14 protein-coding genes are annotated in these 14231 nt (G+C 70.9%); 9 read left to right on the top strand and 5 right to left on the bottom strand.

What is annotated here, in order from left to right; translation table 11 throughout:
• Positions 1–46 precede the first annotated feature (46 nt).
• The 3 genes from C3E78_RS02625 (at position 47) to C3E78_RS02635 (ending at position 1694) form a co-directional block, all read left to right on the top strand.
• Positions 47–487, top strand: a complete 441-nt coding sequence (locus C3E78_RS02625; RefSeq protein ID WP_108576849.1) for a DUF4395 domain-containing protein — start codon at positions 47–49, stop codon at positions 485–487.
• Between the two features lie 62 nt (positions 488–549).
• On the top strand, positions 550–1398 hold the full coding sequence (locus C3E78_RS02630; protein ID WP_108576850.1) for a sulfurtransferase: 849 nt from the start codon (positions 550–552) through the stop codon (positions 1396–1398).
• Entirely contained in the window at positions 1398–1694 is a 297-nt protein-coding gene (locus C3E78_RS02635; RefSeq protein ID WP_108576851.1) for a DUF1416 domain-containing protein, read from the top strand. The genes C3E78_RS02630 and C3E78_RS02635 overlap by 1 nt, the downstream gene beginning before the upstream one ends.
• A 54-nt stretch (positions 1695–1748) precedes the next feature.
• Here C3E78_RS02635 and dtd read toward each other — a convergent pair whose 3' ends face one another.
• A complete protein-coding gene (gene dtd / locus C3E78_RS02640; RefSeq protein ID WP_108576852.1) occupies positions 1749–2171 on the bottom strand; it encodes a D-aminoacyl-tRNA deacylase in 423 nt (140 codons plus the stop codon).
• A gap of 36 nt (positions 2172–2207) precedes the next feature.
• On the opposite strand from dtd, the gene C3E78_RS02645 reads away from it, so the two are divergent.
• Genes C3E78_RS02645 through C3E78_RS02655 form a run of 3 tightly spaced genes read left to right on the top strand, consistent with a single transcriptional unit; the run spans position 2208 to position 4187 of the window.
• Positions 2208–2702 (top strand): heme-binding beta-barrel domain-containing protein, encoded by a 495-nt coding sequence (locus tag C3E78_RS02645; RefSeq protein WP_108576853.1) that lies wholly within the window; start codon positions 2208–2210, stop codon positions 2700–2702.
• On the top strand, positions 2695–3630 hold the full coding sequence (gene ygfZ / locus C3E78_RS02650) for a CAF17-like 4Fe-4S cluster assembly/insertion protein YgfZ (RefSeq protein WP_108576854.1): 936 nt from the start codon (positions 2695–2697) through the stop codon (positions 3628–3630). The genes C3E78_RS02645 and ygfZ overlap by 8 nt, the downstream gene beginning before the upstream one ends.
• The gene (locus tag C3E78_RS02655; RefSeq protein ID WP_108576855.1) at positions 3627–4187 is read left to right on the top strand and encodes an arsenate reductase/protein-tyrosine-phosphatase family protein; all 561 of its coding nucleotides are present in this window, start codon (positions 3627–3629) and stop codon (positions 4185–4187) included. The genes ygfZ and C3E78_RS02655 overlap by 4 nt, the downstream gene beginning before the upstream one ends.
• Positions 4188–4210: 23 nt before the next feature.
• Here the strand turns inward: C3E78_RS02655 and C3E78_RS02660 are convergent, their stop codons facing one another.
• On the bottom strand, positions 4211–5581 hold the full coding sequence (locus tag C3E78_RS02660) for a tyrosine-protein kinase domain-containing protein (RefSeq protein ID WP_135804909.1): 1371 nt from the start codon (positions 5579–5581) through the stop codon (positions 4211–4213).
• A 290-nt stretch (positions 5582–5871) separates the two neighbouring features.
• Here C3E78_RS02660 and C3E78_RS02665 point away from each other — a divergent pair, with 290 nt between their 5' ends.
• Together C3E78_RS02665 and manA are read left to right on the top strand one after the other, a co-directional pair.
• Positions 5872–7683, top strand: coding sequence for a DEAD/DEAH box helicase (locus C3E78_RS02665; protein WP_108576857.1), 1812 nt, complete (start codon positions 5872–5874; stop codon positions 7681–7683).
• Positions 7684–7741: 58 nt separating this feature from the next.
• Positions 7742–9010, top strand: coding sequence for a mannose-6-phosphate isomerase, class I (gene manA / locus C3E78_RS02670; RefSeq protein WP_108576858.1), 1269 nt, complete (start codon positions 7742–7744; stop codon positions 9008–9010).
• Here the strand turns inward: manA and C3E78_RS02675 are convergent.
• From C3E78_RS02675 to C3E78_RS18160, 3 genes are all read right to left on the bottom strand, one after another.
• Entirely contained in the window at positions 9007–10089 is a 1083-nt protein-coding gene (locus C3E78_RS02675) for a mannose-1-phosphate guanylyltransferase (protein ID WP_108576859.1), read from the bottom strand. The two genes, manA and C3E78_RS02675, sit on opposite strands and share 4 nt — an antisense overlap.
• 22 nt (positions 10090–10111) lie before the next feature.
• Positions 10112–11632: a fibronectin type III domain-containing protein gene (locus C3E78_RS02680; RefSeq protein WP_108576860.1), complete on the bottom strand. Its 1521-nt coding sequence runs from the start codon at positions 11630–11632 to the stop codon at positions 10112–10114.
• Between the two features lie 173 nt (positions 11633–11805).
• The gene (locus C3E78_RS18160; protein ID WP_159085788.1) at positions 11806–13062 is read right to left on the bottom strand and encodes an endonuclease/exonuclease/phosphatase family protein; all 1257 of its coding nucleotides are present in this window, start codon (positions 13060–13062) and stop codon (positions 11806–11808) included.
• Positions 13063–13236: 174 nt separating this feature from the next.
• Here C3E78_RS18160 and C3E78_RS02700 point away from each other — a divergent pair, with 174 nt between their 5' ends.
• Positions 13237–14166, top strand: coding sequence for an asparaginase (locus C3E78_RS02700; RefSeq protein ID WP_235833750.1), 930 nt, complete (start codon positions 13237–13239; stop codon positions 14164–14166).
• Positions 14167–14231 lie beyond the last annotated feature (65 nt).

The raw sequence follows: 14231 nt of genomic DNA on the forward strand, positions 1-14231 counted from the left end.
CGTCCCTGTCATCGGCGGGGTCCGTGCCCGTCAGCGCAGGAGCATCATGTCCTCACCCGCCCAGGTGGACCCTCGAGGTCTGCGGGTCGCGGCCGGCCTCACGTCGGTCGTCCTGGCCCTCGTGCTGGTCGTCCCGTCCGAGGCGGTGAGGACGGCGCTGCTCAGCATCCAGGTCGTGGTCTTCGCGATCGCGGTGCTGGCCGGCCTGCAGCACTCGCCGTACGCGATCGTGTTCGCGCGTGTCGTCCGTCCCCGCATCGGTGCACCCACCGAGCTCGAGGACGCCCGTCCGCCGCGCTTCGCCCAGCTGGTCGGTCTGGCGTTCACGACCGTCGCGCTCGTGCTGCTCCTGACCGGTGCGACCACGGGCGCCCTCGTGGCCACGGGGCTCGCCCTTGTTGCCGCCCTGCTCAACGCCGCCGTCGGCCTGTGCCTCGGCTGCGAGCTCTACCTGGTGCTCCGCCGGCTCGCGCCGGCGCGCGCCTGAACCACGTCATCCTTCCCGCACACGTCACAACCAACGCCCGTCCGGGCACAACGGAGGTAAGCATGAGCCGCGAATCCGCGCTCGTCACAGCAGACTGGGTCGAGGAGCACCTGGGCGACCCGAAGATCGTCCTGGTCGAGGTCGACGAGGACGCCGAGGCGTACGACAAGGGGCACATCCCCGGTGCCGTCAAGCTGGACTGGAAGAAGGACCTCCAGGACGGCGTGCGCCACGACTTCGTCTCGAAGGAGAAGCTCGAGGCGCTGCTGTCGTCCAAGGGCATCGCCAACGACGACACGATCGTCTTCTACGGCGGCAACAACAACTGGTTCGCGGCCTACGCCTACTGGTACCTCAAGTACTACGGCCACGAGAACCTGCGCCTGCTCGACGGCGGCCGCAAGAAGTGGGAGCTCGACTCGCGCGAGCTGACCACCGACGTCCCCGAGCGTCCGGCCACGACCTACACCGCCAAGGACGCGGACACCTCGATCCGCGCCTACCGCGACGAGGTCATCGCGGCCATCGGCGTCAAGAACCTGATCGACGTCCGCAGCCCCGACGAGTTCGCCGGACGCCTGCTCGCCCCGGCGCACCTGCCGCAGGAGGCTGCCCAGATCGGTGGCCACATCCCCACGGCCGGCAACGTGCCGTGGAGCAAGGCGGCCAACGACGACGGCACGTTCCGCAGCGACGAGGAGCTCAAGGCCCTCTACGCGGACGCCGGCCTGGAAGAGGGCAAGGACACGATCGCCTACTGCCGCATCGGTGAGCGCAGCTCGCACACCTGGTTCGTGCTCAAGGAGATCCTCGGCCTCGAGAACGTCAAGAACTACGACGGCTCGTGGAGCGAGTACGGCTCCCTGCGCGGCGTGCCGGTCGCGCTCGGCGACGAGCCGGGTGTCGCCTGATGTGCGGCGCGGTCAAGGGCGGACCCTCGCTCGAGGGCGTCGACGTCCAGAACCAGGCGGTCATCCAGGGCGTCGTGACGCGCGACGGCCAGCCGGTCGGCAACGCGTACGTCCGCCTGCTGGACCGCACCGGGGAGTTCACCGCCGAGGTCCCCACCTCGGCGACGGGCCAGTTCCGGTTCTTCGCCGGTCCCGGTGAGTGGACGCTGCGCACGCTGGCTCCCAAGGCGGTGTCGGTCGACAACGCGGTGACGGCCGCCAAGGGCGTCGTCGCGGAGGTCGCGGTCGCCGTCTGACCACCGGCACGATCCAGCAGGGCCCCTCCGGACACGCTCGGGAGGGGCCCTGCTTCACATCTCCAGCACGAGGGTCGTGGGACCGTCGTTCGTCAGCGTGATGGCCATGTCGGCCCCGAAGACCCCCTCGGCGACGGTCGCGCCGAGACGCCGCAGCGCGGCGCAGAACTCGTCGTACAGCGGCTCGGCCACGGGTCCCGGCGCCGCGGCCGTCCAGGTGGGCCGTCGTCCCTTGCGGGCATCGCCGTAGAGGGTGAACTGGCTGACGACGAGGATGCCGGCGTCGACGTCGGAGGCGGACCGTTCGTCGCGGAGGATGCGCAGGCCCCAGATCTTGGCGGCCAGGCGCCCGGCCACCTCGGCGGTGTCGTCGTGCGTCACGCCCAGCAGGACCATGAGCCCCGCGCCGATCTCGCCGACCGTCTCGCCCTCGACGTCGACGCTGGCCCGGGTGACCCGTTGCACGACGGCTTTCATGCGTCGAGGGTAGCGGCGCCCAGTAGACTGGAGATCATGCCGTTCGAGATCCCGTCAGACCTTCACCCCGACCTCATGCCCGTGGTGTGGCTGCTCGGCACGTGGCACGGCAACGGGCAGGGCGACTACCCGACGATCGAGCCGTTCACGTACGAGCAGGAGCTCGTGTTCGCGCACGACACCCGCCCGTTCCTGCACTACTTCAGCCGCACCTGGATCACCGACGCGGCGGGGGAGCGGGTGCGTCCCGGAGCCCTCGAGACCGGCTTCCTGCGTCCGGCCGGCGACAAGCAGCTCGAGCTGGTCCTCGCGCACCCGACCGGGTACGCCGAGGTCTGGTACGGCGAGGTCGACGGCCCGCGCATCACGATGGCGACCGATCTGGTCGCCCGCACCTCCACGGCCAAGGAGTACACCGCCGGACAACGGATGTACGGCCTGGTCGAGGGCGACCTGATGTACGCCCAGGACATGGCCGCCGAGGGCCAGGAGATGCAGTCGCACCTGTGGGGACGGCTCAAGCGTGTCTGACAGCCCGCTCCTCGCCCTGCCCGGCGCCGTGCCCGGAGACGCCCCCGACGGCGGCGTCGCGGCCCACTACGGCGCGATCTCGGCCGAGCAGCGCCGCCTGACCCGCGGCGGCACGTTCGTCGACCTGTCGCACCGGGACGTCGTCACGATCAGCGGCCCCGATCGCCTCACCTGGCTCCACTCGCTGACCACGCAGTTCCTCGAGGGCCTGGCCCCCGGCATCCACACCGAGGTGCTCCTGCTGACGCCGCAGGGACGCATCGAGCACGCGTTCTCCGGCGTGGACGACGGCGAGACCTTCTGGGCGCACACCGAGCCCGGCGCAGGCGCCGCGCTCGTGGAGTTCCTCGACCGGATGCGGTTCATGATGCGGGTGGAGGTCGCCCTCGTCTCGGACGACTGGGCGGTCATCGGCCTGCCCGAGCTGGTGTGGCGGATCGTGCCCCGCGCATCGCTCGTCGACCTGCCCGCCGAGCTGGGGGACCCGGTCGGCATGTGGGCGTGGGAGGCGCTGCGCATCGAGGCCGGGCTGGTCCGGGTCGGTCTTGACACCGACGACCGGACGATCCCGAACGAGGCCGGCCTGCTCGGGCTCGCTGTGCACCTCGACAAGGGCTGCTACCGCGGCCAGGAGACGGTCGCCCGCGTCCACACGCTGGGCCGCCCGCCGCGCCGCCTGGTCCGGCTGCTGCTCGACGGCTCCGTCGACCACCTGCCGCCGCACGGCTCCGACGTCATGCTCGACGGCGTCCGGGTCGGCTTCGTCGGCACCGCCGCCCGCCACCACGAGCTCGGTCCGATCGCCCTGGCGATGATCAAGCGCAACGTCGACGTCGCCGCGACGCTCGAGGCCGACGGCGTGGCCGCCTCCCAGGAGGTCCTGGTGGACCCCGAGGCCGGTCTGCACGTCCGGCCGGTGCTGTCGTGAGCAGCGGCGCGCCGCGCTTCGGGATCCTCGCCGTCTGCACCGCCAACATCTGCCGCTCGCCCCTGATCGAGGTGCTGCTGCGCGCCCAGCTCGACAGCTCCCGGTTCGAGGTCGCGAGCGCCGGCGTGCAGGGCTGGGACCGCAAGCCGATGGACTCGATGGCTGCGATGGAGCTCCAGCGCCTGGGTCACTCGGCGGAGGGGTTCCGGTCCCAGGCGATCAACTCGTACTTCGTGGACTCCTCGGACCTGATCCTGACCGCCACGCGTGCCCACCGCTCCGACGTGCTCGGCCTCAACCCGCAGGCGCTGCGCCGCAGCTTCACGCTGGTCGAGTTCGCGGCGCTGTCCAGCATCGTCTCGGCCGACAGTCCGGCAGAGCTGGTCGCCCAGGCCGCCCTCCGGCGCAGCCTGGCACCGGCCGAGGTGGACATCGGTGACCCGTACCGTCGCGGCCCCGAGGTGCACCGCGCGACCGCCGACCAGATCGCCGAGGCCGTCGCGACGATCACCGCCCGGCTCAACGCGCTCGTCGGCGCGGAGGCCGTCCAGGGCTGATCCCGGCTCGTGGTGCCGCAGGCCTAGCCCTTGCGGGCGCCGCCTCGGCTGCGTGCAGGTGCGGTCGCGCGCTGGAAGTACTCCGGGCCGTAGCCGTACCCGTAGCCATAGCCGTGCCGGGAGAGCTCCTTGACCGGCGCCATGCTGAGCACCGTGCCGAGCAGCCGGGCGTTGACGGCGCGCAGACGTGCGGTCGCGGACCGCAGGTCCTCGCGGCCCGTCTCGCCGTGACGCACGACCAGGATCGCCCCGTCGGAGATGGAGGCGAGCAGCGACGCGTCGGTCACCGGCAGCAGCGGGGGAGCGTCGATCAGGACGACGTCGAACCGATCGCGCAACTCGGAGACGAGGGCCTTCATCGCGTCGGTCTGCAGGATCTCGGACGGGTTGGGCGGCAGCGCGCCGCTCGTCAGGACCTCGAGCCCCGGTGTGCCGGCCGACTGGAGCGCGGTGTCGAGATCGACCCGGCCGACCAGGACCGTCGTGAGGCCGACGGTCTTCTCGATGCCGAGGTACTCGCTGACGCGGGGACGGCGCAGGTCTCCCTCGACCAGCGCGACCCGCGAGCCGGTCTGCGCGATCGCGATCGCCAGGTTCGTCGCGGTCGTGGACTTGCCCTCGCCCGGGACCGAGCTGGTGATCGTGATGACCGTGTGCTCACGGTCGATGTCGAGGAACTGCAGGTTGGTGCGCAGGATCCGGACGGCCTCGAACCGCGGGTGGTGGGTGCCCAGCGACGTGATGAGCGGGGTCTGGACGGCGGTCTTGTCGTAGGCGACGGCGCCCAGCACCGGTGCGCCGACGATGTCCTCGAGCTCGGCCGGCGTGCGCACGCTGCTGTCGGCGAGCGTGCGGGCCGCGGCGACCGCCAGGCCGAGGAGCAGGCCGATCAGGCCGCCGAGGAGCAGCCACGGGGCGCGCTGCGGGCTCGACGGGGCCGAGGGCACAGCGGCCGGCTCGACCACCGAGGCCTGCAAGCCGGACTCCTGGTCGTCGAGCCAGGTCAGGAACGCCTCGGACGCGGTGCGCGAGAGAGCGGCCGCCTGCTCGCCGGTCCCGGCGGTGGCGGTCACGCGCAGGACGGAGGTGTCCCCGACGATCGCGGCGGACAGGTCGTCGTCCGTCGCGCCGACCGAGGCGAGATCGAGCTCCTTGGCGACATCGGCCGCGATCGTCCGCCCGCCGAGCACGTGGGCGTACGACTCGACCGTGCGCTCCGCGACCGCGGTCGTGCCGCGGTCGGCCGGCGGGGTGATGAGGACGTCGGCGTGGGACGTGTACCTCTCGGTGGCCGACGAGAGGCCGAACGCCGCCACGGCGAGGCCGAGGAGGGTCACGACCGCGACGGTGGGCCACCGTCGCAGCACTGCTCGCACGCCGAGGGTGTGCCTCACGTCAGATCCCCTTTCGCGTGCGACGTCCCGGCGCACAGCGCACAGGGTACGACATCGAGACGTGGTGTCCGCTCCGTGGACAAGGGGTGGGCGCACGCCCCGCGACGGGCCCTCACCGCCCGACTGAGTCCGATCACACGTCGCGTGGGTTTCACGTCCGCGGTGCTGGACCGATACCGTGGAGGTGAGCGCGTAGATTTTCCCGCGACCTGGGCATGCATTGGGGCTGTCGACTGGTCGGACGGGACTCGACCGATCCGGTCCCGCGCCGTCTACCCAGGAGATTTTGCATGACTTCCGACCTTTCCGTCGACACACCGACCTTCGCCGACCTCGGCCTCGTCGACACCCTCGTCGAGCGGCTCAACGCCCTCGGCTACGAGACGCCCACCCCGATCCAGGCGCGGGCGATCCCGACGCTGCTCGAGGGCAAGGACGTCGTCGGCCTCGCACAGACCGGCACGGGCAAGACGGCAGCGTTCGCGTTGCCGATCCTGCAGAAGATCGACCCGAAGAACACCAAGACCCAGGCCATCGTGCTGGCGCCGACCCGTGAGCTCGCGCTCCAGGTCTGCGAGGCCATCACCACGTACGCGGTCAACCTGCCCGGCATCCGCGTGCTGCCCGTCTACGGCGGCCAGGGCTACGGCTTCCAGCTGCAGGGCCTGCAGCGGGGCGCCCACATCGTCGTCGGCACCCCCGGCCGCGTCATCGACCACCTCGAGCGCGGCAGCCTGGACCTGACGGCGCTGGAGTTCCTGGTGCTCGACGAGGCCGACGAGATGCTGAACATGGGCTTCGCGGAGGACGTCGAGCGCATCCTCGCCGACACGCCTGAGTACAAGCAGGTCGCGCTGTTCTCGGCCACGATGCCGAAGATGATCCGCAGCCTGGCCAAGAAGTACCTGCACGACCCGGTCGACATCGCGACCCCCAAGGCCACCACGTCGACCGCGACGGTCCGCCAGCGCTGGATCCAGGTCTCGCACCACCACAAGCTCGACGCCCTGACGCGCCTGCTCGAGGTCGAGACCGGCGACGGCATGATCGTGTTCGTCCGCACCAAGTCCGCCACCGAGGAGCTCGCCGAGAAGCTGCGGGCCCGGGGCTACTCGGCCGCCGCGCTCAACGGCGACCTGGTCCAGGCGCAGCGCGAGCGCACCGTCGCCCAGCTCAAGTCCGGGCAGATCGACCTGATCATCGCGACCGACGTGGCAGCCCGTGGCCTCGACGTCGAGCGCATCACGCACGTCATCAACTACGACATCCCGCACGACACCGAGGCGTACGTCCACCGCATCGGCCGCACCGGCCGGGCCGGCCGCACCGGCGAGGCGATCTTGTTCGTCACGCCCCGGGAGCGGCGCATGCTGTCGGCGATCGAGAAGGTCTCCGGGCGTCCCGTCGAGGAGATGTCCGTCCCGTCGGCCGAAGAGGTCAACGAGCGCCGCACCGGTCGTTTCGCCCAGGCCATCACCTCGAGCATGGGCTCGCCTCAGTTCCACGCGTTCCGCACGCTCGTCGAGGAGTACGCCAGCGAGAACGACGTCTCGATGACTGATGTCGCGGCTGCTCTTGCGGTGATGAGCCAGACGGACAAGGAGTTCTTCCTGCGTCCCGACCCGCCCAAGAAGGCGGCGCGCGAGCGCGACTTCGAGCCGCGCAAGAAGCCCGCGGGCTTCGACCGCAGCGACCGGCTCCCGGCCGAGGGCGCCGCGGTCTACCGCGTCGCGGTCGGCAAGCGTCACAAGATCGGCCCGTCCGCGATCGTGGGCGCCCTGGCGAACGAGGGCAGCCTCAAGCGCTCGGACTTCGGCAAGATCACGATCGGCCAGGATCACACCCTGGTCGAGCTGCCCGCCGACCTGCCCGACGCGGTCTTCGAGGCGCTCGCGAACACCCGCATCTCGGGCAAGCTGATCGACCTGCAGCCCGACAGCGGCCCGCCGATCCGCCGGACCCGCGAGGACCGCAAGGGCAACCCGCACCCGAAGAAGTCGCACGAGAACCGTCCCTACCCCTCGAAGGCGCCGGACAAGGGCTCGTACGAGTCGAAGGGGTCCTCGAGCGGCAAGCCTGCGCGGAAGCCCCGGCACAAGTGACAGCGGGCCACTAGACTGGCGGGGCCCCTCCGACCCCTTCCCCTGACAAGGTCACCCCATGTACCTGCTGGACAACGCCTCGCGGCGCTACGACTGGGGCTCCTCGTCCGACATCCCCCAGTTCCTGGGGCAGTCCGCGGACGGGTCGCCGCTGGCGGAGATCTGGATGGGCACCCACCCGCTCGGGCCGTCGACGCTGGCCACGGCGGACCGGGTCCCGCTGGCCGACGTGGCCGGTGAGCTGCCGTTCCTGTTCAAGATCCTGGCGGCGGACCGGCCCCTGTCCTTGCAGGTGCACCCGAGCCAGACGATGGCGCAGGCCGGCTTCGCGGCGGAGGAGGCTGCGGGCGTCCCCCTGGACGCACCCGAGCGCACCTACCGCGATCCGCACCACAAGCCCGAGATGGCGTACGCGCTGACGACCTTCGACACCCTGGTCGGGTTCCGGCCGACCGCCGAGATCCTCCGCGTCCTGCACGGCATCGACACCCCGCTCGCCCGCAGCCTCGGCGAGGGCCTGCGCGCCGTGCCCGGGTTCCGCGGGATCATCCGGCTCGTGGAGCGCCTGCTGACCGAGGACATCGGTCCCGACGAGATCACCGCCGTCGTGGAGGCGTGCCGCGAGCTGGTCGAGGCCGGCATCGACGTCAAGCGGGCCTACGTGACCGCCGTCGAGATCGCCGAGCACTATCCCGACGACGTCGGGGTCATCATCTCCCTCACGCTGAACCGGCTGACGTTGCAGCCCGGTGAGGCCGCGTTCCTCGGCGCCGGCATCATCCACGCCCACCTCAAGGGGATGTGCCTGGAGATCATGGCGGCGTCCGACAACGTGCTGCGGGCGGGCCTGACCAGTAAGCCGCTCAACCCGTCCGGCCTCGTCCAGTGCCTCGAGCGCGGCATGTCGCGACTGGCCCGGGTCACGCCGGAGCCGTTCGGGTTCTCGACCGACGTCTTCAACCCGGACGTGCGCGAGTTCGCGCTCGCCGTCACGCAGTCGTCGAAGGCCGAGCCCGAGGGAGTCCTGCTGCCGCCCGCCCCGCACCGCATCGTGGTGTGCACCGGCGGCGAGGTCGAGCTCGTCAACGCCGCCGGGGACCACCTCAAGCTCGCCCGCGGTGACTCGATGTACGCCGGCCCGGACGACGGGGACGTCCGCGTGCTCGGCACCGGCGAGGTCGCCCAGGCGTACACCCCGAGCCCGGACGCGCCGACCGCCGAGCTCGTCGACCTGGTGCTGCCGTTCGGCGAGCGCCGGGTCCGTCGGGGGCGCCGCATGGACAACGGCGACCAGCGCGAGCAGGACGGCACCCCGCCGCAGGCCTAGACCAGGTCGGTGCGGCCGCGTGCCTTGAGCTCGGCGACGACGTCCTTGACCCGCTGGGCGTGGGCCCGGGTCGTCACCAGCAGGGCGTCCGCAGTGCGCACGACGACCACGTCGTCGAGGCCGACGACCGCGATCGTGGTGCCGTCCGACGCGAGGGCGAGGCCGCTCCCGTCGATCCAGACGGTGTCCGGCGAGGACGCGGCGCCCACGTCCTGCAGGGCCGCGAAGTCACCCACGTCGTCCCAGCTGAACGTGCCCGGCACGACCGCCATGCCGCCCTCGAGGGAGACCGGCTCGGCGACTGCGTGGTCGATCGCGATCTTGGTCAGGCTCGGCCAGGTGGCCGCCAGGACGTCCTGTCGACGGTCGCCGCCCCAGGCCGCTGCGATGGCGACGAGCCCTTGGTGCAGCCCCGGCTGCAGCCGGGCGAGGTGATCGAGCAGCACGTCGGTGCGGGTCACGAACATGCCGCCGTTCCAGCTGTGCCGGCCGCCCGTGACGTACGCTGCCGCGGTCTCGGCGTCCGGCTTCTCGACGAATGCGGTGACGGCCCGCGCCGACGGCGCCCCCGCGACGTCGAGGCCGGCGCCGGACTCGATGTAGCCGAACGCGGTCGACGGCCCGGCCGGGGTGATGCCGATCGTGGTGACCAGGCCGGTGCGGGCGACCGCGACGGCCTGCGTGATCGCGGTCGCGAAGGCCTGCTGGTCCTCGATGACGTGATCGGCGGCGAACGAGCCGATGACGGCGTCGGGGTCCGTCGCCCCGATGACCGCGGCCGCCAGGCCGATCGCCGGCATGGAGTCGCGCGGGGAGGGCTCCACCATCAGGCCGGTCAGCTCCGGGAGCTGGGCACGGATCGCGTCCGCGTGCGCGACGCCGGTGACGACGTGGATGCGCTCGGCCGGGATCAGCTCGCGCAGCCGGTCCCACGTGTGCTGCAGCAGCGATCGTCCGGAGCCGTCGAGGTCGAGCAGGAACTTGGGGTGCGACGCCCGGGACAGGGGCCACAACCGGGTGCCCGCGCCTCCGGCGGGGATCACGGCGTGGAACGTCTCGAGGCTCTCGGGCGAGGTCATGGTGTCCTTCTGGTCGGTGGCGTCACGGGGTGAGCTCCCCGACGGTGGTCGTCGGGGTCGGGTCGCCGAGGGACGCCTTGGCGGCGTCGAGCGCGACGACGGCGCTGAGCAGGTTGTGGTCGGAGGTGACCGGCTTGGCGTAGCTGTTGCCGTCGAGCCGGACCAGCTGCGCCCACGACTCGACGTCGAAGTCCCGGGAGACCCAGATGTGGTCGACGTGGGCGCCCGCCATCAGGACCGTCGGGGCGAACGAGTGGCTCGTGCTGATCCGGCCGTTCGTGACGTCCTTGGTCTGCAGGAACGAGTTGGCGAACCCGGCCGCTCGCATCTTGACCCCGGGGGCGTCCGCGGAGCGGTGCGTGCCGGAGTTGAAGTCGCCGGCGTAGACCATGGGGGTTCCGGTGTCGTTGATCCGGGCCATCTCGGCGAGCATCACGTCCATCTCGCGCGAACGCTTCGCATTGGCGTCGCCGCTCTTGCCGTTCTCGAGGTGGACGTCGACGAAGTAGAAGGTGCGCTTGGTGTCCTTGGTCTCGAACTTGGCCCAGGTGGTGTCGCGCCCGTCGCCAATGGGGAAGCTGCCGCCGCTGATCTGCCGGAACAGCGCCGGCCGGTAGAAGATGTAGCGGGCCCTGGCCCCGCCCTCCGCGCGGACGAATCCCTGGGAGCCGCCGCTGAAGATCGCGTTCGTGGTCGCGCCGACCCGCTCCCCGCCGGCCTCCTGCAGCCCGAACATGTCGATCCGGTTGGCGTTGATGAACGAGGCCATGATGCGGGCGCGGCTGTCGTAGTCCGCGCACTTCTCGGAGCAGACGTTCCACGTCCCCACGCGGAACGACGACTCGCGCACCCCGGTCGTGAACCTGACCGGCTTGGTGAAGCCGCCGAGCTGGTCGCCGTTGACCGCCCGCACCTTGATCCAGTAGTCGGTGTCGGGGCGCAGCCCGCTCGTGATGAACGTCCGGACGGTGCCGAGCGTCCGTACGGTCGTGGCCTTCTTGGAGAAACGCTTGTCACGCGCGATCGCGACGTCGAACTGGCGGGCGTTGGCGGCCTTGCGCCAGGTCACCTTGACCCCGCCGGGGGTGACGGTGCGGACCTTCAGACGACGGACGTCACCCGGCTTGAGCCGGAACCGCGCGGTGCGCGAGGACCTGATCTTGCCGTCCTTGATCGCGTCGACCCGGTAGTACTGGTCCACGCCGGGGGTCGTCGCCCTGACGTCCGACAGCGTGACCGTCGTGGTGCGGGTGCCCGGCCTCGCCTTGACCCTGGCGACCACGGCCCGCGTGAGCGCCCGGTCGGGGCCCACCTTGACGACGTACTCCTCGGCGTTGTCCGAGCCGCGCCAGTCGAGCACGACGCTGGTCGGTGTCAGGGGCCTGGCCGACAAGCCGGTCGGCGCCTCGAGCTTCTGCTTCGCAGCCTTCTGCTCCTCCGCCTGCGTCATGGAGAGCCCGATCCCGAGCGCCCCGACCACCAGCACGCACAGCGCCACGATCAGCAGCCGCCGCAGGTCACGCCTGCGGCGCCGTCCGGCCACGCGTTGGGGCGCGGGTCGTCCGGACAGCTCGGCGCGGCGGCGCGGCGGACCGATCTTTCTTCGAGTGACGACGGGAGTGCTCCAGAGGCGTACGGACAGGGTGGCTGAATACTACGACGCGCCGAGCCGATGGTCCTGTCGGAGCGCAGCGCCTGCTCGGGACGCCGCAGGGATCAGCCGAGCCTCACGTCGACGACGAGCGGGCTGTGGTCCGACGGGATGGGCTTCACCAGCCGTCCGTCGTTGCCGATCAGCACGATGTTGCGCCAGGCGTCCACCCGGCTGCGCGACGGGTCGACGAAGACGTGGTCGACGTGGTCGCCCCACTTGTAGCTGATGACCGGCGCCGTCTTGAAGTTGTTGTAGCTGTTGTAGTGCTGACGGTCCAGCGTGCGGGCCAGGTCGAACGCGTCGCGGAACTTGTGGCTGCGCATCGCGGCGCCGACGACGTCCGGGGTGCGGTTCTTGTGCGAGTTGAAGTCGCCGGCGAACACCACCGCGAGCTTCTGGCGGTTGATCTGCGCGACCCCGGCGAACAGCAGGTCCATCTCCGAGCGACGGTTGGCGACCGCGGTCGCGGACGTGCCGGCCACGGTGTGCACGTTGACGGCCAAGAAGTGCCGGCCCGTGGATTTGTCAACCAGCTCGGCCCAGACGGCGTAGCGACAACCCTTCGAGTGCCAGCCGAGGAAGATGTGCCCGGCCTGGGCGTCCGGCGACGTCGTGGCCCGGCAGCCGTTCTTGTCGCCGGCTTCGTACGTGTACGCCGGCTTGTCGGCGAGCTGCAGGCGGGACTCGCGGAAGTACAGGCGCTTCGCGCTGGCGTTGATGGCCTCGGCGTAACCCGGCGGGGGCGTCTTGAGCGCGCTGGCCTCCTGGGTCGCCAGGACGTCCGCGTTCGCGGCGGCGATGCGCTCCAGGGCTGCCGGCTGGCGCGGCGCGGCGCTGCCGGACGTCGCGGTCTTCATCCACGGGTAGCGGGTCGTGGCCTTCTGGTCGCAGACCGCCGAGCACAGGTTGTACGTCATGACGCGGATCGGCACGAGACCCTTCGAGGGGCCGGGACGCACGATCGTGGTGTGTCCCACGCGGTTGGACTTCTTGCCCTTCTTCTTGCCGTTGATGCCACGTACCCGGAAGAAGTAGTCGCGACCGGCGGAGAGCTTCGAGATCTTGATCTTGCTCGACTTCACCGAGAACGTCTTCGCCTTCTTCATCGAGTACGACTTCGACATGAAGACCTGGTACTTCTTCGCCCGCGGCGCGTTGGGCCAGTCCAGCGTCAGGCTGGCGGTGCTGTGCGAGCGCGAGTAGTCGGCACCGACGAACGAGACCAGCCCGACCTTGCTCGGCTTGGACGCGGCGGCCGCGGGCTGGAGGCCGGCCAGGACGAGCAGGCCGACGAGACCGGCGACAACGGGGAGGCGCATGGAGGAGACCCTAGTTCGTGGAGAAGGGGGAGTCAGCCGGACGAACCAAGAGAGCATGAGGGACGACCTTGCTGGTGGGAAAGCGGCTCGGTCGAGCCGACCAGTTCTATGAGGGTAAGCCAAGAATTCACCAGCGCGAAAGCCCTCGGGGTCTGGCGGCCTAGGCTGGTCGGCGTGGATGTCCTGGCAGAAGTGATCCGTTCCGGGCTCGTCGAGAGCCGTCATCGTGGCGTCGCGGTGGGCGTCGATCCCGCCGGGGAGGTCATCTGGTCCATGGGCGACCCGGGGACCGTCGTGTTCCCTCGCTCGGCCAACAAGCCGATCCAGGCCATGGGGATGCTCCGCGCGGGCCTGCCCCTGGACGGTCGCCTGCTGGCGCTGGCCTCCGCGAGCCACTCCGGTGAGCCGTTCCACCTCGAGGCGGTGCGCGAGATCCTCGCGCTCGCCGGTCTCGACGAGTCCGCGCTGCAGACGCCGCCGTCGTACCCGCTGGACCCGCACGTGCACGCCGACCTGCTCCGCGCCGGCGGGGTGCGCGCCCCGATCCTCATGGACTGCTCCGGCAAGCACGCCGCGATGCTGCTGACCTGTGCCGTCAACGACTGGCCGACCGAGAACTATCTCGACGCGGACCACCCGTTGCAGGTGACGATCACCGAGACCTTCACCGAGCTCACGGACGGTCCGCCGTCGGTGGTCGGCGTCGACGGCTGCGGCGCCCCGCTGCTCGCCACGCCCCTGCAGCAGCTCGCACGGGCGATCGGCCGGATCGTCCAGGAGCCGGCAGGGTCGTCCGGTGCTCGGCTGGTCGAGGCGATGGGCGAGCACCCCGAGTACGTGAGCGGCACCCGCCGGGCCGAGCTGCAGCTCATGCGGGCGGTGCCGGGGATCGTCGCCAAGTCCGGCGCCGAGAGCGTCTACGTCGCCGCGCTCCCGGACGGCACGGCGTACGCGCTGAAGATCGAGGACGGTGGTGAGCGCCCCCTCTACGTGGTCATGAACCGGGCTCTCGAGCTGGCCGGTGTGGAGGCCCCGCTGCTGCGCGAGCGTCCCGTCGTCCTGGGTGGCGGCAAGCAGGTCGGCGAGGTCCGACCCACGTTCTGACCTGCGGTTCCAGACAGTGTGACTCAGGTCGCAAGCCGGACTGCTTGCATTTGCTAACTTTTGCA

Origin of the sequence: Aeromicrobium chenweiae, assembly GCF_003065605.1 — a bacterium.
Lineage (GTDB): Bacteria > Actinomycetota > Actinomycetes > Propionibacteriales > Nocardioidaceae > Aeromicrobium > Aeromicrobium chenweiae.

Bases quoted from the DNA above. Each gene is read 5' to 3' on its own strand.
- C3E78_RS02625 (WP_108576849.1), top strand. From the start codon at position 47: ATGTCCTCACCCGCCCAGGTGGACCCTCGAGGTCTGCGGGTCGCGGCC.
- C3E78_RS02630 (WP_108576850.1), top strand. From the start codon at position 550: ATGAGCCGCGAATCCGCGCTCGTCACAGCAGACTGGGTCGAGGAGCAC.
- C3E78_RS02635 (WP_108576851.1), top strand. From the start codon at position 1,398: ATGTGCGGCGCGGTCAAGGGCGGACCCTCGCTCGAGGGCGTCGACGTC.
- dtd (WP_108576852.1), bottom strand. From the start codon at position 2,171: ATGAAAGCCGTCGTGCAACGGGTCACCCGGGCCAGCGTCGACGTCGAG.
- C3E78_RS02645 (WP_108576853.1), top strand. From the start codon at position 2,208: ATGCCGTTCGAGATCCCGTCAGACCTTCACCCCGACCTCATGCCCGTG.
- C3E78_RS02665 (WP_108576857.1), top strand. From the start codon at position 5,872: ATGACTTCCGACCTTTCCGTCGACACACCGACCTTCGCCGACCTCGGC.
- manA (WP_108576858.1), top strand. From the start codon at position 7,742: ATGTACCTGCTGGACAACGCCTCGCGGCGCTACGACTGGGGCTCCTCG.
- C3E78_RS02675 (WP_108576859.1), bottom strand. From the start codon at position 10,089: ATGACCTCGCCCGAGAGCCTCGAGACGTTCCACGCCGTGATCCCCGCC.
- C3E78_RS18160 (WP_159085788.1), bottom strand. From the start codon at position 13,062: ATGCGCCTCCCCGTTGTCGCCGGTCTCGTCGGCCTGCTCGTCCTGGCC.